Consider the following 19,832-nt stretch of genomic DNA (forward strand, 5'->3'; position numbering starts at 1 on the left):
CGCTATTCTTTGCCGATCCCCAGAAGTCCTCAACTCCAGATCAGGCGCCAGGTTGCAACTCCACGCGCACTTCCCGTGGTTTACCGGCCCGCTCAACTGACAAGACCACAACATCTCCTACCTTTCGCTCGTCAAGCCGTGCGAGCAGTTTGGCGACATCGTCGACGGGAGCGCCGTCTATGCCTGTGATGCGGTCTCCCGGCACGATACCTTCGGGGCCAACGGTGATACCGCTCAGCCCCGCCTTTTGCGCCGCTGAGCCAGGGGCGACGCGGAGCACAAACACGCCTTGGGTGCCGGTCAGCGCCTGCAATCGGCGGTTGAGCTGCTCGTCTACCTCGATCCCAAGCGCCGGACGGATGTATTTGCCGGTCTTGATGAGTTGTGGCACCACACGCATGACCGTGTCCACCGGCACGGCGAAGCCGATCCCCGCCGATGCACCGGAAGGGCTGTAGATCGCTGTGTTGATGCCGATCAGGCGGCCGGCCGAATCGAGCAACGGCCCACCCGAGTTGCCGGGGTTGATGGCGGCATCGGTTTGAATCAGGTGTTCGATGGTCACTCCGCCAGATTCCCCGGGCAGCGATCGATCGAGCGCGGACACGATGCCGGTGGTGAGTGTCCAATCCAGGCCGAAGGGGTTGCCGATGGCGAACACCTTTTGTCCCACCTTGAGGTCTGCGCTGGTGCCGACCGGAACGGCGGGCGGGCGCTGGAAACCGACGCCGATTTTGAGCACCGCGATATCGTGGGCCGGACTCACGCCGACCAGCGCGGCTTGGTAATCGCGGCCGTCGGCCAGTTTGACAGTGGCCTCCGACGCCCCCTGAATCACATGAAAGTTGGTAACGACATGACCGGCGTCATCCCAGATGAAACCCGAACCCGTCCCGCGCGGCACGGAAAAGACGTTGCGCGTCCAGACATCTCGTACCAGTTGGGACGTCGTGATGTAGACCACCGATGCCCGGGATTTCTCGAACAGTTCGATGGTGGCCTGTTCGTCAGCGGCCAGATCGCCACGCGGCGTGACGGTGCGCTCAGCGGCTTGGCGCGGGCTGAACCAGGCCTCGATGGCGGGCAGGAACTGCCAGAACAGCATGAGTGCGGCAACGCACGCAGTGATGAAGAGCCACCGCCGGACGAAATGATCCGGAGCTGGGCGTTGTGGGTAAGGATCGTGGTAAGCCATGGCGGGGGTTCCTTTCGAGTGATTTAGCGCCAAAGGCCGCTCAGGCCCCGGCGTGGCGGGCGCATCGGGGCGAACGACCTTGGCGCGAGATATTCCGTTTGGAACGGCAGGGCCTGCGATGGCTGAGGTGCCAACGCCATCAGGCGCGCGATACGATCCTCTGTCGCCGGATGCGTGCGCAACCAGGACGGTTCGGGATTCCCCCAGCCGGGCAACAACCAGGCTCGCCACGAGCGGCTCACCCGCTCGATCTTCGCCAGCGCCGAGGCGAGCCCGTGCGGATCTCCCGTCAGCTCTACTGCCATCCGGTCGGCATCGAACTCTCGCACACGTGACAGACCCAACTGTGCGAGCAGTGCCAGTTGCGGCGAAGCGGCCAACAACAGTAAGCCAATCCAGTTAATTTCTGCTGCACCGACCAGCAAGGCTGGAATGCTGATCAGGAGCGCGACCTGACCCAACAACGCCAGCAGGTTCGTGAGCCGGCTGATCGAATCGGCCAAGCCCATGACACGAAGATCTTCTTGAGCGATGTGCGCGACTTCATGCGCCAGCACGGCTTGCAGTTCGCGCATACTCAGGCTGCGGAGCAGGCCATCGGTGAGGGCAATGGAGGCAAGGCGCCTGGAGCCGGTGGCAAAGGCATTGACGATGTCGCTGGGCACATAGTACGGAACCGGCGTGTTCGGCAATCCTGCGCGAGCTGCGAGCGCTCGCAGCAACGACCAGATTGCGGGGGCTTCATCAGGGCGCAAGGGACGGGCGCCATACAGACGCAAGGTCATCGCGGAGGCGGCGACAGGTTCGATCAGCAGGGTCAATGCGCATGTTGCCAGTGCCAGCCAAAGGCCAATCTCGCCGAACAGCAGACTGCCAGCGGCAGCCGCGATCCCCACCAGGGTCAAAACCAGCAGCGCGGTTTGAAAGCGATTGAGCCAGCGGTGCCTCGACCTGGCATCGTGTCGGCCGACTAGACCATAGGGGGTCATGCCTCCATTACTCGCTCTTGCGGTCATCGCGTTCACGCATGAGCCAATAGGTCAGACCCAAGGCCAGTACCGTCCCCGCCAGCGCGGCCACTTTGGCAGGATCAACGTCGGGTTCGAGGATGATGAACTTGCGGGCCAGTGCCAGGATCGCGATCAGAATGATGGTCTTGACCTGGATGATGCTTTCCTTGCGCAGAGCCACTTTGACGATCGAATGCTTGAATTCCATGGCGATCAGCAGCGTCATGGTGGCACCGAACACCAGCTGGAAAACCTTATGATCCAGTGGATTCAGCGCATCCATGACGAGCAGCGTGAAGACGAGCCGAATCAACTGGATCAGCGAGATCACAATGACCACCGCGATGACGCCCGAAAGCGTGATGGCAACGACCTGCTCGAAGCGCTCGTAAACCGTCATCAACCGCCACTGGGAGCGTATCTCGTCAAGGGCCGTGTGGCCAGATTCTTTATGCATAAGCGTCGCGCTCTCTCTTTCAACGAAACGTTAATGGAACGGGGAGTCCGAGAAGACGACTCGATTGCACCTGAATCATCGGGGCAATTGCGAAGCCACCCAGCGCATAATGTCCTGCGCGCCCGTGGCGCCCGCCTGACGTGCAACCTCATGTCCCCCTCGGAACAAAATCAGGGTTGGAATGCTGCGAATACCGAACTGGGCGGCCAGGTGAGGCTCGGCCTCGGTATTTACCTTGGCCAACCTCACCTTGGGTTCAAGCAGGGAGGCTGCCTGCTCGAACTGCGGCGCCATCATCTTGCACGGTCCGCACCACGGCGCCCAAAAGTCAACCAGCAGCGGCAGGTCACTGCGCTCCAGATGACGGGCGAAGGTCGCTGTGGTCAGATCAATGGGTTCTCCGGTGAACAGCGGGTGCTGGCACCGCCCGCAATTGGGCTTCTCTGCCAACTTGTTGGCTGGCACGCGATTGATGGATTGGCAGTGTGGGCAGACGATATGAATGCTGTCACTCATGAGGTGGCTCCTTGGGACACAGAGGAAGTAATGGCTCCGGCAGTTGGGCCGCTGTGACATGGGGATTCGAGCTGTAGCCCTTGCGTCAGTTGCCGGATGCTGTATTCATCCAGCGTTTCCCGTGCGAGCAGTTCGCGCGCGCACCGCTCCAGCACTTCTCGGTTAATTTCGAGAATTCGGTATGCACGATCAAACACGCCCATCACGATGTCGCGGATGGCCTGATCGATGCGCGCCTGGGTCGATTCGGCCACCCGGCAGCCGCCTTGGGCCAGTTCCGGTGTATCGAGAAAGCGGGGCCGCTGCGCCTCGAAGGCGATGTAGCCCAGTCCTTCGTCCATGCCAAAGCGGGTGATCATGTCGCGGGCAATGTCGGTGGCCCGTGCGAGGTCATCGGCAGCCCCGGTGGACAGCTCGCCGAACACGAGCTTCTCGGCCGCACGACCGCCCAGCAGCACGGCGATCTTGTGTTCCAGATCGGCGCGCGTCATCAGGAAGCGGTCTTCGGTGGGGCGTTGCAGCGTGTAGCCCAGCGCGCCGATGCCGCGCGGGATGATTGAGATCTTGTGCACGGGGTCGGTGCCGGGCAGCGCCAGCGCCACCAGCGCATGGCCCATCTCGTGATAGGCCACGGTTTCCCGCTCCTTGGGATTGAGCACTCGGTTCTTCTTCTCCAGGCCCGCCACGATGCGCTCGATGGCGGCGGTGAAATCCTGCAACTCCACGGCGGACGCTTTGCGCCGGGTCGCGGCCAGCGCGGCCTCGTTGACCAGGTTCGCGAGGTCTGCACCCGAAAAGCCCGTGGTCAGCGCAGCCACCTGTTCGAGATCGATATCCTGAGCCAGCGTCACCTTCTTGACGTGGACTTTCAGGATGTCCAGCCGTCCTTTCTTGTCGGGCCGGTCCACCAGCACCTGACGGTCGAAGCGACCGGCGCGCAGCAGCGCCTGGTCGAGGATTTCGGGGCGGTTGGTGGCGGCGAGGATGATCAGCCCGACCGAGCTGTCGAAGCCGTCCATCTCCGTGAGCAGCTGGTTGAGGGTCTGCTCGCGCTCGTCGTGGCCGCCGATGGGGCCGCCGACGCCGCGCGCGCGGCCCAGCGCATCGAGCTCGTCGATGAAGATGATGGCCGGCGCCTGCCCGCGGGCCTGCTCGAACAGGTCGCGCACGCGCGCTGCACCCACGCCGACGAACATCTCGACGAACTCCGAGCCTGAGATGGAAAAGAACGGTACCCCGGCCTCGCCCGCCACGGCCTTGGCCAGCAGGGTCTTGCCCGTGCCGGGCGGGCCAACCAGCAACACACCTTTCGGGATGCGCGCGCCGAGGCGGCCGTAATCCTGCGGGTTTTTCAGGAAATCGACGATCTCAACCAACTCCGCCTTGGCTTCATCGACGCCAGCGACATCGGCAAAGGTCACGCCAGTGTTCTTCTCCATGAATACCTTGGCACGGCTCTTGCCGATGCTCAGGAAGCCACCCATGCCCTGCTTCTCGGCGAAGCGGCGGAACAGGAAGAACCAGACGCCGAAGAAGGCCACCGCCGGCAGAATCCAGGAGAGCACATCACGCAGCCAGGTGCTTTCCACCACCCGCGCATAGGGCACGTCGTACTTGGACAGCCGCTCGGCCAGGTCGGGTTCGACACGGGTGGCCACGATGGTGGTCTTGCCCCGGCTGTCCGGCGATTTCAGGCGCCCGGTGACCGTGCGGTCCGACACCAGCACTTCGGCGACGCGCCCCTCGGCCAGCGCCTTCTCGAATTCGCTGTAGGGCACGGGCTCGACGGTCTTGGCCGCCTGCCAGTAGTTCTGCAGCGTCAGCAGCAACAGGCCGGCGACGATCCAGTAGCCAATGTTCCATTGATCTTTCTTTTCCATGGGCAATGTTCCTCGCAAGTCGTGTCGCTAGAGAATGGGGGTGAACAGACGGGCCACCCCGTCGCGCAAGCGGATGGCCAGCGGGCGGGCGCGCAACGCCTTCGCCGATATCTCGCCCGACGCATCACGAGCGGCATCAAAAAGGGATTCCAGCCGCGTAGACAGCGCGGTGTCGTACACCTCCACATTGAACTCGAAGTTGAGGCGCAGGCTGCGCGCATCCCAATTGGCAGAACCCAGGCAGCACCACTGGCCGTCTATCAGCATCAGCTTGCTGTGGTCGAACGGGCCAGGCCGTTCGAAGATGCGTACACCGTGCTCCAGCACCTGCCAGTAGTGGGCGCGCGCGGCCCATTGCACCGTGGGATGGTCGCCGTTTGCGGGCGTCAGCACCTCGACGCGCACGCCGCGCAACGCGGCCGTGCTCAGCGCCGCGATCATCGGCTGATCGGGCACGAAGTAAGGTGTCCAGATGCGCACCGAATGCTTCGCCGCGCTCAAAGCGCCCATGAAGGTCCAGCGCATCCTGTCCAGGGCCTCATCGGGACCGGCCTCGATGCCGCGCGCCCAAGAGGTTCCTTGCTCATCAGCCGTTGCGGGCGGTTCGCCCCAGAAACCCTTGCTGAGCCGCTCGCCCGTGGTATCGCACCAATCATCGGTGAAGCACCGCATCAGATGCGCAACCACCGGCCCGCGCAGACGAAAGTGCAAATCGTGACAGGCCTGCTCCGGCGCATCGGGCCGCCAATACGGGCTGAAGATGTTCATGCCGCCGGTGAAACCCGTCTCGCCATCGATCACCAGCAGCTTGCGGTGATTGCGCAGATGCGCGGCATGCAGGCGCGCGGGAATCAACGTCGGGTTGAACGTCGCCGCCGGAACGCCGGCGCGTTGCAAGGCGCGGTAAGCGCTGCGGGGCCTCCAGCGGGCATAGACGTCGTCGATCAGCACCCGCACTTGCACGCCGCGCTCATGAGCCCGGCGCAGCGCATCGACGAACTGCGCCCCGATGCCTTGGCTGTCGAAGATGTACGAAGCCAGCGCGACGCTGTGCCGCGCCGACTCGATGGCAGCGAGCATGGCCGGGTAGGCCTGCTCGCCATCGACGAGCGGCTCGATGCGGTTGCCGCTGGTCAGCGACTGGCCGGTGGCACGTCCCACCAGGTGCGCCAGGCCGGCAAACGGCGCCGATACGGCCTGGGGCATCGTAGGCGCGAGGTCCTGCCGAACAGCAGGATCTGCCCCCGGAAACAGCCGCCGCGCCCGCCGCTGGTAACGGTTGATGCCGAACAGCCCATACAGCAGCGAACCGCCCAGCGGCAACAGCGCGATCAGCAGCACCCACAGCGTGGCCGATCGCGGGTCACGCTTGTAGATGACCGCGTGCCCCGCTGTGGGGATAGCGACCGCCAGCGACACGAGGGTGGCTGCCCATGTCAGCCCGTTGGGGTCGGACACGACAGCCTCCCCATGACTCAAGATTCGCCGCCCGCTGACTTCTTCTTGCGCGCAGGCTTGCTCGCGTCGCTCGGCGGCGTCTCGGCCACGTTCGCGGCATCGGGCTTCTCAGGCTCGGCCGGCTTCGCGGGTGGCTCCTGGCGCTCGAAGACCACCCGTTCGGCCTTGTCGTCCCAGCGGGCGCTGGCGTGATCGGCCTTGCCGATACCGCCACCCAGCATCTCGCGCGCCAGAGCAGTTTCCAGCTCGCTGCGGATCAGCCGCTTGAGCTCACGCGCGCCGAACTCGGGCTTGTAGCCTTCCTCCGCGAAGTGATCGATCAAGGTCTGATCGAAGGTCAGCGTCACGCCCTGGCTGGCGGCGTTGCGGGCCACACGATCGAGCTGCAGGCCGACGATATGGCGGATCTCCTCCTTGCCCAGCGCATGGAAGACGATGATCTCGTCGATGCGGTTGAGGAACTCGGGGCGGAAGTGTCCGCGCAGCACGTCCATCACCTCGGACTTGGTCTTCTCGTATTCCTCGCCGGCGGCGCCACGGGCCTTCAGCCGACGCTGGATGATGTCCGAGCCCAAGTTCGAGGTGGCGATGATGATGGTATTGGTGAAATCCACCACCCGGCCCTTGCCGTCGGTGAGCCGCCCGTCGTCGAACACCTGCAGCAGGATGTTGTAGACGTCGGGGTGAGCCTTCTCGATCTCGTCCAGCAGCAACACGCTGTAGGGTTTGCGCCGCACCTTCTCGGTGAGCTGGCCACCCTCGTCGTAGCCGACGTAACCCGGAGGCGCCCCCACCAGGCGTGCCACGGTATGGCGTTCCCCGTACTCGGACATGTCGATGCGCAGCAGCGCACCTTCATCGCCATAGATGGACTCGGCCAGCGCCTTGGCGAGCTCGGTCTTGCCCACGCCGGTCGGCCCGAGGAACAGAAAAGTCGCCACCGGCTTGCTGCCTTCGCGCAGGCCCGCGCGCGACAACCGCACGGCATCGGCCACCGCGCGCACTGCTTCGTCCTGGCCCACCAGGCGCTCGTGCAGCCGCTGCTCCAGATGCAGCAGCTTCTCGCGTTCTTCCACCGTCAGCTCGTTGACCGGAATGCCGGTCAGGCGCGAGACGATCTGCGCGACATGCTCGGCCTTGACTTCGGCGCTGCCCGAGGCGCGCTCGCGTTCCCATTCCTCGACGAGCTTCTTGAGTTCAGTCTCCTTGGCCTCGATGCGCTTGCCCAGCTCGGCGGCCTTGTCGTACTGCTTGCGCGAGGCCACATAGTCCTGCTCACGCCGCAGCTGGTGCAGTTCGGACTCCAGCTCTTGCACCGCCACCGGGCGGGCCGTGGCCGACAGCTTCACGCGTGCGGCCGCCTGGTCGAGCAGGTCGATGGCCTTGTCAGGCAAAAAGCGCGCGGTGATGTAGCGGTCCGACAACTCGGCGGCGGCGATGATCGCATCCTCGGTGATGCTGACCTTGTGGTGCGCCTCGAAGGTGTCGCGCAGGCCGCGCAGGATCATCATGGTCTGCGCTATCGTCGGCTCGGGCACCATCACCGGCTGGAAGCGACGCTCCAGCGCGGCGTCCTTCTCGATGTACTTCTGATACTCGTTGAGCGTGGTAGCGCCGATCAGGTTCAGTTCGCCGCGCGCCATCATCGGCTTGAACACGTTGGCCACGTCCAGCCCGCCTTCGCCGCCACCCTGGCCTGCACCGACGATGGTGTGCACCTCGTCGATGAAGAGAATCAGCTCGCCCTGGTGCTCGGACACTTCCTTGAGCACCTTCTGCACGCGCTCCTCGAACTCGCCGCGGTACTTGGCGCCTGCCACCATGGCGTTGATGTTGAGTTCGACCAGACGCTTGTCGCGCAGCGTCTCGGACACTTCGCCGGCGACCATGCGCTGCGCCAGCCCTTCGACGATGGCGGTCTTGCCGACGCCGGGCTCGCCGATCAGCACCGGGTTGTTCTTCTTGCGCCGGGCCAGCACTTCGATGGTCGTCTCGATCTCCTGCGCGCGGCCGATGACCGGATCGAGCTTGCCCTCGCGCGCCATCTTGGTGAGGTCGCGCGAATACTTGTCGAGCTCGGGTGTGTTGGTCGGCGTCTCGGCGCGGCCATCCTCGGCCCCTTTGCCGACCACCTTGCTTACCTGCTGGCGCAGCGCTTGCGGCGTGAGGCCGTAACGGCGCAGCAGGTTGGCCGCCAAACCTTCGCCTTCCTCGGCGAGCCCGATCAGGAAATGCTCCGGCCCGACATAAGAGTGGCCGAGTTCGTTGGAGGCCACGAAAGCACGGCTGAGCGCGTCCTTGACCCGGGGCGACACGCCGATCTCGCCCTCGAACGGCTTATCGCCGCGCTTGGCTTCGGATTCGATCTGGCGCTTAAGGTCATCGACCTTGATCTTGAACTGCCCCAGGATGGTCTTGACCACGTCGCTGTCGGATAGCGCCAGCAGCAGGTGTTCGGTATCGACTTCGGCGCGCCCGAACTCTGCAGCGTGTCGGGCGGCCTCCTGCAATAGGGCCTCGGACTGTTCGCTGATACGGCTGGCGAGCCCACTGCCGCGACGGCGCGCGGTGCCCGTACCGGCCGGGGCGGGTTCGCCGAACGAGGCATCGACGACCTCGTCGGTATCGGCCGCCATGGACGGTGCGTCGTCACCGATGCGGAAGAAGTCGCTGCCAAGGAAGTCTTCGAACAGCCCGCTGCGCGAGCCGAACAAGGCTTCCAGCGGTGAGACGGTGCGCTTTTGCTGGCGCACCAGTTGGCGATAGTGATCGTCACACAACAGCATGGTGCTGTGGCGACCATTGAGATTGGCTTCCACCCGCACCGTGGCGGGCTGGCCGCAGACTTGGCATTGTTTTCTGGCCATGCTGATGCTCCTGTAAAGATTGATCTGACGAGGCACCGCCGATCACGGTGCCTCATCTCTTTGTGGTTTTTGAGAAAAACGCGCTGCCCCGCGTCAGCCGTTGATCGGGATCGAGCGCCCCTGCTGGGGCGTACTGGCCTCGCGCTTTTCCATCGTGATCGTGAGCACGCCGTTCTTGAAAGCGGCCTTGATCGTGTCCTGGTTGGCATCGGCCGGCAGGTTCAGAGCGCGCTGAAAGCTGCCGTAGGAGCGCTCCACCCGATGGAAACCGCCGTCTTTCGTTTCCTGCTCCTGACGCTTTTCACCGCGCACCAGCAGCACGTCGTTATCGAGCGTGATCTGAATGTCCTTTTCCTCGACGCCGGGAACCTCCAAAGAAATCTTGTACTGCTTGTCGGTCTCCTGGATGTCCAGCGCCGGTTTCAGCAGGCCCGGCCACTCCGACGGCCAGCGTGGCATGGCCAGCGTCGGGAAACCGAAGCCTCGAAACGCGTCGTCGAACAGGCGATCGATCTCGCGATGCAATTGCAGGATGGGACTGACGGGCCCACCCGCCACCGGCAGGTCATTGCGCTGCACCGGCAGCGAGACAGTGCTCTGTTGTTCTTCCTGCTCCTTTTTGAACCAGTTCCAGGGAGCCAATTTCTTGAAATCAATGTCCATGTCATACCTCCAGAAATCAATTGAAGACTCACTCAATCCGTTTGCCTGCGGCTATGGATAGCGCGCCCAGGCAACACGGGATGTTTCGCTGACTTCGGCTGCTCACCTGTGCGTATCACCTCCTTCTTTCTGCCTGCTTGGATCTGATCATTGATCCATTGATCGATTTCACTTTGACGAAACCGCCACGTCCCGCCGAGCTTGAAGGCCGGAATTTCCCCGTGCGCGGCGAGCCGGTAAAGCGTCCGCTTGCCGACCTTTAAGTAGGTAGCCAACTCGTCGAGTGTGAAGATCGCCTGCTGGCGCGCTGTCATACCACCCCCACAAGTTCCGTCGTCACGCGGCCTCGCTCGAGGAAATTCTTGCAAGACTTTGCAAGATATTGCGCCTAACATGCCGAAAGTCAAGAGTCTACATCCAGCGACCTGCTGGCCGATTGATGTGACTCAAATCTTCAAGGACGGTATGCCAGGGCGGGCCGGTCCGGCGCAGGGGACGGTGGATTGATCGGGACCTTGCGGGCGCCGCCCACGGCCGCAGATCAAACACCGATCCTCACGTTGTAACCGAGCGCCCGCAGCCCCTTGCTCGTCCGCATGTTCCTTGGTGGATACTCGTCTGGGCGCGCCCAGCCGACAATTTCCCCGAGGCTGCTCAGACCAATGTGTGGAATTGCCCAGTCGTCGCTGCGGATCGCGTTCCAGAGCCGGGCTGAAACACTTCCGTTGCCCCAGACGACGTAGTTCAACAGCTCAAGCACCGTCCGCCCTTCGCGAGATCGCTGCCGCCAGAGCCACTCGCCGAACTTTTCCACCTTGTCGTCGCCGGCCTGCGGTCGGTCGGGCAAGCCTAAGTGCTCGTTTTCCTGCTTGATGGCGTGGTCTCGGATCGCGTGCACCCGGGAAACGGCATCCACGAACTCCTGCTCGGTCAATTTGAGAATGCGATCGCGTGCCAGCAGCTCACGCAGCCGGGGCGACCACTCGTAAATGGTGCGTTCTTCAAACGAGTGGTCGAAGTCGGCGTCATGCCACCACTCCAGCGCGTCGCGCAGCGCCAGCTCAGGGTTCTTCGAGTTCCTGTCGAAGAACTCCTCGTAAGGATGACGGTTTCCATCCTTGACCTGCTTGTAGTAATAGGCGTGCAGGAACTGATCCGCTTGAACGCCGGGGGCCACCGACGCATCAATCCAGCCCGGTTTGGCGCCGGGCGCCGAAACCCTGGATGCGATCGATCGCATCACCTGCAGCGTGTCGTTCCAATCCTGCTCGAACTTCTGGAAGCGCTTCTCAGACGATCGCTTCGTGTCGACAAACACCAGACCGTGGTTCTTCGGCAGCAAGCGGTCCTTGTCGAACTGCTGCTCAAGTCCGTATTCGCGCTTCGACAACTCAGACCGCCGGTCCGCCAAGCGCAGCTGCTCCTGGTAGATCTCCTTGGTCAGAGGCCGGGCACGGTCATCCACTTCCTCAAAGAAGCGCTGCAGCTCACGCTCCATACCCGTTTCGACGAGTTCGTCGTGGGGCAGAAAGGTGCCCGCTTCGATGTTCGATATCCAGGCCCGGTCAGACAGGTTGGCAGACCCGATGTAGGCACCGGCATCCACCCACCAGATGATCTTGGCGTGCAGGATGTCGGGCACGAGCTTGCAGTCGTAGTTCGGGCTGGCCTTGTCGAGAAACCACTTCAACACGGCGGGATCGACAGCCACCGTGTGGTCGTAGCGGCCAAAGAACTCCAGGGGCTTCAGGTGCTGCGCGCAGGCCTCGAACAACTTCATGTTGTCGCGGCTGGCGTAAGCGACGGCCGCGCGAACGCGCGTGCAGGATTCAATCACCTCGCCCAGCAGGTTTTGTAGCAGTTGTTTGTTGAGCGGGCCGGCGATGAAGCGCATTGCAGCAGATCCTTTTGTTATTGCATCGTCATCGGGCATGACCGCTCGGTTTGCGGGAGAGCCGCTCAACGGATGCGCCATCTGCATCGCCTATCTGGCGTTGCTCGATCGTGCGCCAACCCGGGACATGTGCACTCATCAGCGCCTTGAACATCCTCCCGTGGTTCGCGTAACGCAGATGAAGCAGTTCATGAACGATGACGTAATCCTGGAAAGGCTCATCCTGGTCGAGCAAGTCAGTGGCCAAGGTGACGGTTCCCGCCGATGAACAGGAACCCCACTTCCTGCGCATCTCCTGCACCCGAACCACGCGGGGATTCACCTTCAACTTGACCGCCCAGGCCAGTGCGCGGCGTCGCAAGTCCTGCGCCGGGTACAGGGACGATTTCATTCGCCACCCTCCGTGAGCAGCAAACGCACAACGAGATCGACGACCCGTGCCCGCTCGTCCTGCGCCAGCGCGAGGAGGGGCTTGTAGAGCGACGCACGGAGCCGTCGCTGCTCGTCGGCGTTGACCGAGGCATTCGGGAAACGCCCGAGCAACTCTTCGGCATCCTTGGCCAGTGTCATGGGGTCGATGCCCGCTGCCTTGACGGCCGCATCCTCACGCAGTACCCAGGCGACTGCAAAGGCACGAGCAGACAGGCCGCTGTCGCGCGCCGCCTTCATGGCCGCTTCCTTCTCGGCAGCCAACGCCGCCAGTTGGTCCATCGCCGCCAGACCGGTCGTCTTGCGCTCTTCCAGATCCTTCAGGATGCGCTCGGCACGATCTTTCAGCGGTTGCAGCACCGGTGCTGCGGCAGGGTCCTCGTCAATCTCGTGCTGCAGACCGCGCACAAGGTTGAACACTTTGCCCTCATCGGTCCCATCCTCACTGCGCAATGACTTCAGGGTCGCCACATCAAAGGTCACGGTCTTGGTCAATCGTCCAAGACCATGTTGCTCGGCGCTTTCCTCGATCAGACGCCGCGTCTTGTAGGCCAGGTCAGCCACGAACCCGACTTTTTCGGCGTAAGCATTGCGCACGGCCGCATATAGCTGACTGAGCTGCTTGTAGGTCGCGATGTGGTCACGCAGCGCCGGGTCGGGCGAGAGGATCTCCCACAGCGCCTCGACCTCCTTGTAGCTCTCGAAGAAGGTCTTACGCGCCTCGGGCGTCAGGAAGCGTCCGAACACCAGGCGCTCCAGCCGCTCGTCGGGGGTGCCGCCGGCGTCTGACTCCAGGTAGTCCTTCTTGGCCTGCTCGATGCGTTGCAGGAAGTCCTGCAGCAGCACGTCGAGGTCCTCAATCACGCCGCTGACGTCGCTGGAATCGAACTGCAGCGCCTTTTTTAGCTCGCGCAGCACACCGACAAAGTCGACCACCAAGCCGACGCGCTTCTGCACACCGTTCGCGTCTACATAAGGCCGGTTCACCCGTGCAATCGACTGCAGCAGGACATGGTCGCGCATCGGCTTGTCGAGGTACAAGCAGTAAAGCGGCGGCGCGTCGTAGCCCGTGAGTAGCTTGTCAGTGACGATCAGGATCTTCGGGTTCTCGGTGGGCTTCTTGAACAGCAAGCGCACCTGCTCTTCGGCGTCGTCTGAGAGCTGCAACTCGGCCACCAGCGGCCGATCCACCACATCGGCGGAGTTCTCGGTATAGACCGGCGCCGTCCACTCGGGCGGCAGCAGCTTGTCCAGCGCCTTCTTGTACTTGGCACAGGCCTCGCGGTTCACCGCCACCACGAAGGCCTTGTAGCCCAAGGGCAGCACGTTCTCCTTGAAGTGCTCGGCGATGAAGGCCGAAACCTTCTCGATCCGGTCGTCGGCCGTGAGGAAGGTGCGCAGGCCGACCGCGCGGTCGAGCACCTTGTTCAGTTCCTCGACATCGGTCACGCCCTCGCTCTCGGCCAGCGCGAAGAACTCCTTGTCCAGCCGTTCGGCCGGCACCGTCATCTCGCTCGGCGCCATCACGTGCTTGATGGGCAGCGTGGTCTCGTCGGCGATGCTCTCGGCGATGGAGTACTTGTCCAGGTAGCCCAGCTCATCCTGCGTGCCGAAGATCTTGAAGGTGCCTTCGCCCTGCGAAGTGCGCGCGATGGGCGTACCGGTGAAACCGATGATCGTGGCCTTTGGCACGGCGGCCATCAGGTAGGTGCCGAGATCCTTGGCCACCGACCGGTGCGCCTCGTCGATGAACACGTAAACGTTGTCGCGCAGGCAGCTGTCTTTGCGGATAGCCTCGAACTTGTGGATCATCGAGATGATCAGGCCACGGAAGTCGGCATCCAGCAGGGACTGCAGTTTGGCCTTGTTGTTGGCCCTCTCGACCGCGATGTCCTGCTGCTGCATCTCGCCCAGCAGGCGCTCCACCCAGCCTTTCAACTGGCCTTCCAGTTCGGTGCGGTCCACCACCAGGATCACGGTCGCATTGGCGTAACGCGCCTTGTCCTCAAGGATCTGACGCGCCGCCGTCAGCAGCGTGAAGGTCTTGCCCGATCCCTGGGTGTGCCACACCAAGCCGCGTGTCTTGGCCGGGTCGGCGCAGCGGTCCAGGATGGCGTCGATGGCGCGCCGCTGGTGCTGGCGCAGCACAGACTTGCGTGTCTCGCCATCCTGCACGTAGAACAAGATCCAGTGCTGCAGCGTGCGCAGGAAGTCGGTCGGCTCGAAGAAGGCTTGCACCGCAAAGCGGTAGGTTTCCTCCGGCGCCTGTTTCCAGCGCGCCATGTCGCGCCGGTTGGCGTTCCAGGTCACGCCGTACCAGTAATCGAGCAGGTGCGTCACGTTGAACAACTGGGCCGTCGCCAGCAGCTCCGGCGTTTCGAGCTCGTAGCGGCGCAATTGCTTGATCGCGCGCTCGATGGCGTCGCCGTCCTTCGGGTTCTTGTGCTCGACGATCACCACCGGCACGCCGTTGACGACAAACATCACGTCGGCCCGGTTGCCTTTGCGCGCGGGCGGCTTGATCTTCCACTCCCAGGTCACATGGAAGACGTTGTCCGCGACGTGCTCGAAGTCGATCACCGTCACTGGTCGATGGCGCTTCTCGGCCTCATCGTACCACTGGCGTTCGCCGCGCAGCCAGGCCAGCAGCTCGCGGTTGCCCTCGATGGTGGCCGGCAGCGCGTCCAGGGTTTCCACCACCGAGCGCACAGCGTCGGCGGACAGCCAGGGGTTGAATGCCGCGAGCTTGGCTTCCAGCACGTCGCGGAAGAAGGTGGCGTGCCTCACAAGGGGTGGACGTGCGTTGACGTCGTCGACTTGCGAGCCGATGGCGGTCCGGCAGACGAAACCGATTACGCCACCTGCCAGATGTGCGGCAACGAGAAGATCCGCTACGTCCACATCATGGAGCATCCGGATCTGGACGAGCACTTCGACGTCGGGTGTGTCTGCGCCGGGAAGATGAGCGACGACTACGAGGGACCGAGGCGCCGCGAGGCAAGGCTGCGTAACCGGGCGGCGCGCCGGACCCGCTGGCTGCAGCGCAAGTGGCGGGTCTCCGCCAAGGGGAACAGCTTCCTCAACCTCGAAGGCTACAACCTGGTGGTCTATCCGACGAAGACGAAGCGCTGGGGCTTCAAGATCGGGGACCGATTCGGTCCGAGGACATACCCGACAGCCAACGAAGCCAAGCTGGCGCTGTTCGATGACTTCTGGGCGGCGACCCAGGATGATGACCGACTGTGGTCATCTGACTGATCTGCGGACGCGGGTTCAATTCCGCAAACGGGAATCGAACTGGCGTCCTGCACGATGCACTTGTCTGGTGACCCCGGCCGGGCAGAACTGGTAGGATTGTTGGCAGTTGGGGCTGGATTCCGCACCTTTCCGCAGGAGTTCGCAGCGGTTCTAAGGCGCTGAGTTACACAGGTTTGGCGCAGGGTTCCATCCCACCCAGACCCCGCAGGAGTTCGAATCTTTCCGCATGAACCCGCAGGAACCCTCACCAGCCCGCACGGCCTGATGCTAGGGCGTTGATTTTCAACAAATCGCTCGATCGATCCGCGCTTGCGGACTGCGGACTTCCAATGGGCCAGAAATCTGGCTCGTCCAGACGGCTCTCGGGACCGACACGTTGCAAACAGTCGGTACTTCTCGATAACTACCCGACGAATCGGAACATCTCAGCTCGCCCTAATGTTGCCCCTGCTTGCTGACGCAGCTTGGAAGTTCTGGCTGCAATATCGCCCCCCCAATCGCTGTGGAAGGTAGCTCCCTGGGCAAGTGCAATTGGAGGGGGACGCTGCGTAGGGCCGTGTGACCCCATCCTGCAGCATGACCTGATTGGGTCAAGGTCGAGTTGTCATGCAGGCAGTTTGGCTGCAAGCAGTTCGACCTTCTCGATATTGGGCGGAGAACTGAGCAAGGTCGCTGCGTTGGCGATCAAGGCCGCGGCGATCTGGCCGTTCAGATGTGCCTGGCGACCTGCCTCATCGGCAAAGGCATCGAACACACCAAACGTCGAAGGGCCAAACTTCAATGCGAACCAGGCAGTGGTGCCGGACTCGGCGTTGGCGAGCGGCAGTGCGCTGGCCAGGAAGTCGGCAAGCGCAGCCTCCTGGCCGGGTTTAGCTTCGAGGCGAACAAACAGGGCGAGCTTGGTCATGCTGTATTCCTTTGGGTAAATGGAAAAGTGGGTGAAGGGATCGAAGAGACTGCAGTCTAAGTCTTCATGACAGACATCTCTATAGGCAATAATGACAACATTGATATCATTATTGCCATGAAACTCCACCTCCTTGTTTGTGATGGCGTGTTTGATCTGGGGCTTGCGGCGCTCACTGACACAGTGGGCTTAGCCAATGCGATGGCGGGCTCGCTGCCACAGACTCCCGCGCACATAGAGCTCACGCTGGTGGGCGTGCGGCGTTGCATCCGAACTGCGCAAGGCTTGACGGTCCCCGTGGTCCCTGCGCATGGTGTGCCCGAACCAGACGTCGTGCTCGTGCCCGCGTTTGGAGACAAGATGCCTGACACGCTCTCGGCTCGTCTCACACGCCCCGATGTGCTCGACGCGGTCGCGGCGCTACAGCAGTGGTCCACCGCTGGCGCGCACCTTGGTGCCGCTTGCTCCGGTAGTTTCTTGCTTGCAGAGAGTGGCCTGCTTGATGGGCATCGTGCGACGACGTCATGGTGGCTGGGGCCGATGTTTCGGCAGCGCTATCCGAACGTCAAGCTGGACGAATCACGCATGATCGTGAACTCGACACGCTTCACCACCGCGGGTGCCGCTTTGGCCCACGTCGACCTGGCCTTGCGCATCATCCGGGGGCGCAGTCCAGCGCTGGCGGCCCTGGTGGCACGCTATCTGCTGGTCGAGGCACGCAGTTCGCAAGCCGAGTTCGTGATTCCCGACCACCTTGCACATGCCGACCCGATGGTGGAGCGCTTCGAGTGCTGGGCCAGAAGTCAGCTCGCGAAGGGGTTCTCGCTGGCCGAGGCGGCCAGCGCCGTGGGCACAAGCGAGCGCACCTTGGCGCGGCGGCTGCAAAGCGTTTTGGGCAAGACACCGCTGTCGTATTTCCAGGACCTGCGCGTGGAGCATGCCGTGCATCTCTTGCGCACCGGAAACGCGAGCGTCGACCAAGTCGCCGCACAGGTCGGGTACTCGGATGGGGTGACCCTGCGGGCCCTGTTGCGCCGCAAGCTGGGCCGGGGTGTCAGGGAGTTGCGACGCGGTGGATGACCAGAAGCGTTTGGTGTATGTACGGCTGGAGACCGCCGGGAAACTGACGCAGGCCAAACGGCGCATTTGGACCTGACAAAACTACTGCCCGCCACGGCGCGCAAGCTCCAGTTTGACCCCGGACAAAGTTTTGCTGGCAATGTCGTGGTTGAGCAAATCAATACCTTGATTGAGCAACGCTGTGCACTGACGATTCGGCGGCTCACCGACCCCGCCGCCGACAATGACGCAGCCGCCGAGCCCACCGTTTGAACTACCGTGCGGACACGGGTTCGATTCAGGGTTTGGGAATTGAACCGACATCCCATCGCAGACGAGTTTGATGCCCGTTTCCGGCGACTGAATCGCCCAGATGGCCGGCGGTGCCGCCGACGTTGCAAATCGTCGGTACTTGTCGATATCTACCGACGAATCGGAACATTTCTCAGCTGACACTGACCTGGGCCACCACGGTCTTGGTCGAGGTCGCCAGGCACGACTCCTCGTATGCCTCAATGTCGGCCTGCCGGTAGAGCACGCGCCCGCAGAGCTTCAGAAACTTGGGGCCGATCCCCGCGCTGCGCCAGCGCTCAAGGGTGGCCTCACTGATACTCCAGCGGGCAGCGAGTTGTTTTTGATTGAGGTGAGCGACTTCCATCTTGGTCTCCGTCCGAACGAGTTGGCAGGAGTCCATGAAGGCGCTGTTCCGGCCGCGAGCCAAGGCAATTCCAGGAAGTGCCGCTACTCGGGCAGATCATTCAGCTCGTAGCTGGTGCTACGCCCGCCGGCATCCGATTTGCGCAGCACGCCCCGCGTCAGCAGATCGTTGATGTCGCGCAGTGCCGTGTCCGGCGAGCATTTGGCGATGGCCGCCCACTTGCTGCTGGTGAGCTTGCCCTCGAAACCATCGAGCAGCTTGCTCAGCAATTTCACCTGCCGCTCGTTCAACGGGGTCGTCGCCCAGCGCTGCCAGAACCGCGCTTTCGTCAGGACAGCGTCCAGCGTGTGCTGGGCCTGGTCGACGGCGCGATGAAGCGTGTCGAGGAACCAGGCAAGCCACTCGGTGACATCCATCGACCGCTTCTGCGTCCTCTCCAGGATGTCGTAGTAAGCCTTGCGTTCGCGCTGGATCTGCGCCGACAAACTGTAGAAGCGTTGCGGGCTGCCATCGGCACGCGCCAGCATCAGATCGCCAATGGCCCGGGCGATACGGCCATTGCCATCATCGAATGGATGCAGAGTGACGAACCACAGATGGCCAAGGCCTGCCTTGAGCAGTGGCGGTTCGTTTGATGTGCCATTCAGCCAGTCGAGGAAGCGGCTGGTTTCGGTCTCGAGGCGATCGGCCGGCGGTGCTTCGAAATGCACCCGCTGGCGGCCGATGGGTCCGGACACCACCTGCATCGGGCCGGTGGCATCGTCGCGCCAGCCGCCGACGTTGATCTTGGAGAGCCCAGAATAGCCGGTAGGAAACAGTGCGGCATGCCAGCCGAACAGACGCTCACGCGACACCAGTGCCTGGCAGTTGGCGGTGGCATCAAGCACCATCTCGACCACGCCTTCGACATGCCGATCGACCGGAGCGAGCGCGCCGATGTCAACGCCCAACCTGCGGGCGATGGACGAGCGCACGGATTCAACGTTGAGCTGCTCGCCTTCGATCTCGCTGGTCTTGACTACGTCCTCGGTGAGCGCCGCGAGACTCGCTTGGTCACGCAAGGCCATGCCGACGTCAGCCAGACGCCCCATCAAGAGCCCTTGGGCACGACTGACCTCAGCCATGGGCTCGGCCAGCGCCGCCAGGTCGAAGCGCCAGTTTGGCCAGTCACTGGCCTGCCAGATGTATTTGTATTCGCCGCTATTCATGCGGAGATTATGGGCTGCAATCTCCGCTCGCGCAAGTCAATCGCCGCGCATTGTGCGGTGAATTTGGTCACCATTCGCCGCATGACGGATCGCCTTGCCCCAGGAATGGGTGTAAATGGGTGTGTTATTGGCTGTGGCAACGGACGCGGGTTCAGTTCCCGTTTCGAGAATTGAACTGGCCACGGAAAGCAGACGAGGTTGAGGCCGTATTCCGACTACCAATCAGTCCGAAAAACCTGCTTGATCGTCCACTGCCGAAGGGCGTACCGACTGGCTTTTCGATCGAGTTCGCACTGGTTCGCAGCAACCCGCAGCGCTTCGATTCCGTACTTTCAATAGTCGTTTGATACGGGGTACCATCCCACCTTCAAGG

Annotated in this window: 18 protein-coding genes; 3 read left to right on the plus strand and 15 right to left on the minus strand. The window is 62.8% G+C overall.

Translation table 11 applies throughout. The features are described from left to right. Nucleotides 1-40 precede the first annotated feature (40 nt). From F1599_RS19480 to F1599_RS19535, 12 genes are all read right to left on the minus strand, one after another. Nucleotides 41-1,195 (minus strand): S1C family serine protease, encoded by a 1,155-nt coding sequence (locus F1599_RS19480; RefSeq protein ID WP_150084173.1) that lies wholly within the window; start codon nt 1,193-1,195, stop codon nt 41-43. Nucleotides 1,196-1,218: 23 nt separating this feature from the next. Continuing rightward, a complete protein-coding gene (locus F1599_RS19485; protein ID WP_150084174.1) occupies nt 1,219-2,184 on the minus strand; it encodes a zinc metalloprotease HtpX in 966 nt (321 codons plus the stop codon). Between the two features lie 7 nt (nt 2,185-2,191). Beyond that, a complete protein-coding gene (locus F1599_RS19490; RefSeq protein WP_150084175.1) occupies nt 2,192-2,662 on the minus strand; it encodes a phosphate-starvation-inducible PsiE family protein in 471 nt (156 codons plus the stop codon). Nucleotides 2,663-2,737: 75 nt separating this feature from the next. Beyond that, entirely contained in the window at nt 2,738-3,178 is a 441-nt protein-coding gene (gene trxC / locus F1599_RS19495; protein ID WP_028914928.1) for a thioredoxin TrxC, read from the minus strand. After that, a complete protein-coding gene (ftsH, locus tag F1599_RS19500) occupies nt 3,175-5,058 on the minus strand; it encodes an ATP-dependent zinc metalloprotease FtsH (RefSeq protein ID WP_087780727.1) in 1,884 nt (627 codons plus the stop codon). Before ftsH ends, trxC begins: the two co-directional genes overlap by 4 nt. 27 nt (nt 5,059-5,085) lie before the next feature. Further along, entirely contained in the window at nt 5,086-6,516 is a 1,431-nt protein-coding gene (gene cls / locus F1599_RS19505; RefSeq protein ID WP_049076447.1) for a cardiolipin synthase, read from the minus strand. 17 nt (nt 6,517-6,533) lie between these two features. Then, nucleotides 6,534-9,383, minus strand: a complete 2,850-nt coding sequence (gene clpK / locus F1599_RS19510) for a heat shock survival AAA family ATPase ClpK (protein WP_053821287.1) — start codon at nt 9,381-9,383, stop codon at nt 6,534-6,536. A 93-nt stretch (nt 9,384-9,476) separates the two neighbouring features. Then, entirely contained in the window at nt 9,477-10,046 is a 570-nt protein-coding gene (locus F1599_RS19515; protein ID WP_053821286.1) for an Hsp20/alpha crystallin family protein, read from the minus strand. 32 nt (nt 10,047-10,078) lie between these two features. After that, nucleotides 10,079-10,360, minus strand: a complete 282-nt coding sequence (locus tag F1599_RS19520; protein ID WP_150084176.1) for a helix-turn-helix transcriptional regulator — start codon at nt 10,358-10,360, stop codon at nt 10,079-10,081. 227 nt (nt 10,361-10,587) lie between these two features. Beyond that, nucleotides 10,588-11,940 carry a phospholipase D family protein gene (locus F1599_RS26680; RefSeq protein ID WP_150084177.1) on the minus strand — a complete coding sequence of 451 codons (1,353 nt, stop codon included), beginning with the start codon at nt 11,938-11,940 and terminating at the stop codon, nt 10,588-10,590. Nucleotides 11,941-11,968: 28 nt separating this feature from the next. Beyond that, nucleotides 11,969-12,331: a M48 metallopeptidase family protein gene (locus F1599_RS19530; protein ID WP_011479396.1), complete on the minus strand. Its 363-nt coding sequence runs from the start codon at nt 12,329-12,331 to the stop codon at nt 11,969-11,971. Further along, nucleotides 12,328-15,300 (minus strand): type I restriction endonuclease subunit R, encoded by a 2,973-nt coding sequence (locus tag F1599_RS19535; RefSeq protein WP_223819768.1) that lies wholly within the window; start codon nt 15,298-15,300, stop codon nt 12,328-12,330. The genes F1599_RS19530 and F1599_RS19535 overlap by 4 nt, the downstream gene beginning before the upstream one ends. Nucleotides 15,301-15,330: 30 nt before the next feature. On the opposite strand from F1599_RS19535, the gene F1599_RS26310 reads away from it, so the two are divergent. After that, nucleotides 15,331-15,627 carry a hypothetical protein gene (locus tag F1599_RS26310; protein WP_223819769.1) on the plus strand — a complete coding sequence of 99 codons (297 nt, stop codon included), beginning with the start codon at nt 15,331-15,333 and terminating at the stop codon, nt 15,625-15,627. Nucleotides 15,628-16,231: 604 nt separating this feature from the next. Here the strand turns inward: F1599_RS26310 and F1599_RS19545 are convergent. Continuing rightward, on the minus strand, nt 16,232-16,534 hold the full coding sequence (locus tag F1599_RS19545; RefSeq protein WP_003291558.1) for a putative quinol monooxygenase: 303 nt from the start codon (nt 16,532-16,534) through the stop codon (nt 16,232-16,234). A 66-nt stretch (nt 16,535-16,600) separates the two neighbouring features. Between F1599_RS19545 and F1599_RS19550 the strand changes: the two genes are divergently transcribed. Both F1599_RS19550 and F1599_RS19555 read left to right on the plus strand, forming a co-directional pair. Next, nucleotides 16,601-17,614: a GlxA family transcriptional regulator gene (locus tag F1599_RS19550; RefSeq protein WP_150084180.1), complete on the plus strand. Its 1,014-nt coding sequence runs from the start codon at nt 16,601-16,603 to the stop codon at nt 17,612-17,614. A gap of 66 nt (nt 17,615-17,680) precedes the next feature. Further along, nucleotides 17,681-17,866, plus strand: coding sequence for a hypothetical protein (locus tag F1599_RS19555; RefSeq protein WP_037031229.1), 186 nt, complete (start codon nt 17,681-17,683; stop codon nt 17,864-17,866). 172 nt (nt 17,867-18,038) lie between these two features. Here F1599_RS19555 and F1599_RS19560 read toward each other — a convergent pair whose 3' ends face one another. Then, nucleotides 18,039-18,251 carry a helix-turn-helix transcriptional regulator gene (locus F1599_RS19560; RefSeq protein ID WP_041357364.1) on the minus strand — a complete coding sequence of 71 codons (213 nt, stop codon included), beginning with the start codon at nt 18,249-18,251 and terminating at the stop codon, nt 18,039-18,041. Between the two features lie 83 nt (nt 18,252-18,334). Next, entirely contained in the window at nt 18,335-19,459 is a 1,125-nt protein-coding gene (locus tag F1599_RS19565; protein WP_150084181.1) for a Fic family protein, read from the minus strand. Nucleotides 19,460-19,832 lie beyond the last annotated feature (373 nt).

The sequence above is a fragment of the Cupriavidus cauae genome (assembly GCF_008632125.1).
Taxonomy (GTDB): domain Bacteria; phylum Pseudomonadota; class Gammaproteobacteria; order Burkholderiales; family Burkholderiaceae; genus Cupriavidus; species Cupriavidus cauae.

What these genes read in the sequence shown, in the direction of transcription:
- F1599_RS19480 (WP_150084173.1), bottom strand. Translation starts at nt 1,195, where the DNA reads ATGGCTTACCACGATCCTTACCCACAACGCCCAGCTCCGGATCATTTC.
- F1599_RS19485 (WP_150084174.1), bottom strand. Translation starts at nt 2,184, where the DNA reads ATGACCCCCTATGGTCTAGTCGGCCGACACGATGCCAGGTCGAGGCAC.
- F1599_RS19490 (WP_150084175.1), bottom strand. Translation starts at nt 2,662, where the DNA reads ATGCATAAAGAATCTGGCCACACGGCCCTTGACGAGATACGCTCCCAG.
- trxC (WP_028914928.1), bottom strand. Translation starts at nt 3,178, where the DNA reads ATGAGTGACAGCATTCATATCGTCTGCCCACACTGCCAATCCATCAAT.
- ftsH (WP_087780727.1), bottom strand. Translation starts at nt 5,058, where the DNA reads ATGGAAAAGAAAGATCAATGGAACATTGGCTACTGGATCGTCGCCGGC.
- clpK (WP_053821287.1), bottom strand. Translation starts at nt 9,383, where the DNA reads ATGGCCAGAAAACAATGCCAAGTCTGCGGCCAGCCCGCCACGGTGCGG.
- F1599_RS19515 (WP_053821286.1), bottom strand. Translation starts at nt 10,046, where the DNA reads ATGGACATTGATTTCAAGAAATTGGCTCCCTGGAACTGGTTCAAAAAG.
- F1599_RS19520 (WP_150084176.1), bottom strand. Translation starts at nt 10,360, where the DNA reads ATGACAGCGCGCCAGCAGGCGATCTTCACACTCGACGAGTTGGCTACC.
- F1599_RS26680 (WP_150084177.1), bottom strand. Translation starts at nt 11,940, where the DNA reads ATGCGCTTCATCGCCGGCCCGCTCAACAAACAACTGCTACAAAACCTG.
- F1599_RS19530 (WP_011479396.1), bottom strand. Translation starts at nt 12,331, where the DNA reads ATGAAATCGTCCCTGTACCCGGCGCAGGACTTGCGACGCCGCGCACTG.
- F1599_RS26310 (WP_223819769.1), top strand. Translation starts at nt 15,331, where the DNA reads ATGAGCGACGACTACGAGGGACCGAGGCGCCGCGAGGCAAGGCTGCGT.
- F1599_RS19545 (WP_003291558.1), bottom strand. Translation starts at nt 16,534, where the DNA reads ATGACCAAGCTCGCCCTGTTTGTTCGCCTCGAAGCTAAACCCGGCCAG.
- F1599_RS19550 (WP_150084180.1), top strand. Translation starts at nt 16,601, where the DNA reads ATGACAGACATCTCTATAGGCAATAATGACAACATTGATATCATTATT.
- F1599_RS19560 (WP_041357364.1), bottom strand. Translation starts at nt 18,251, where the DNA reads ATGGAAGTCGCTCACCTCAATCAAAAACAACTCGCTGCCCGCTGGAGT.
- F1599_RS19565 (WP_150084181.1), bottom strand. Translation starts at nt 19,459, where the DNA reads ATGAATAGCGGCGAATACAAATACATCTGGCAGGCCAGTGACTGGCCA.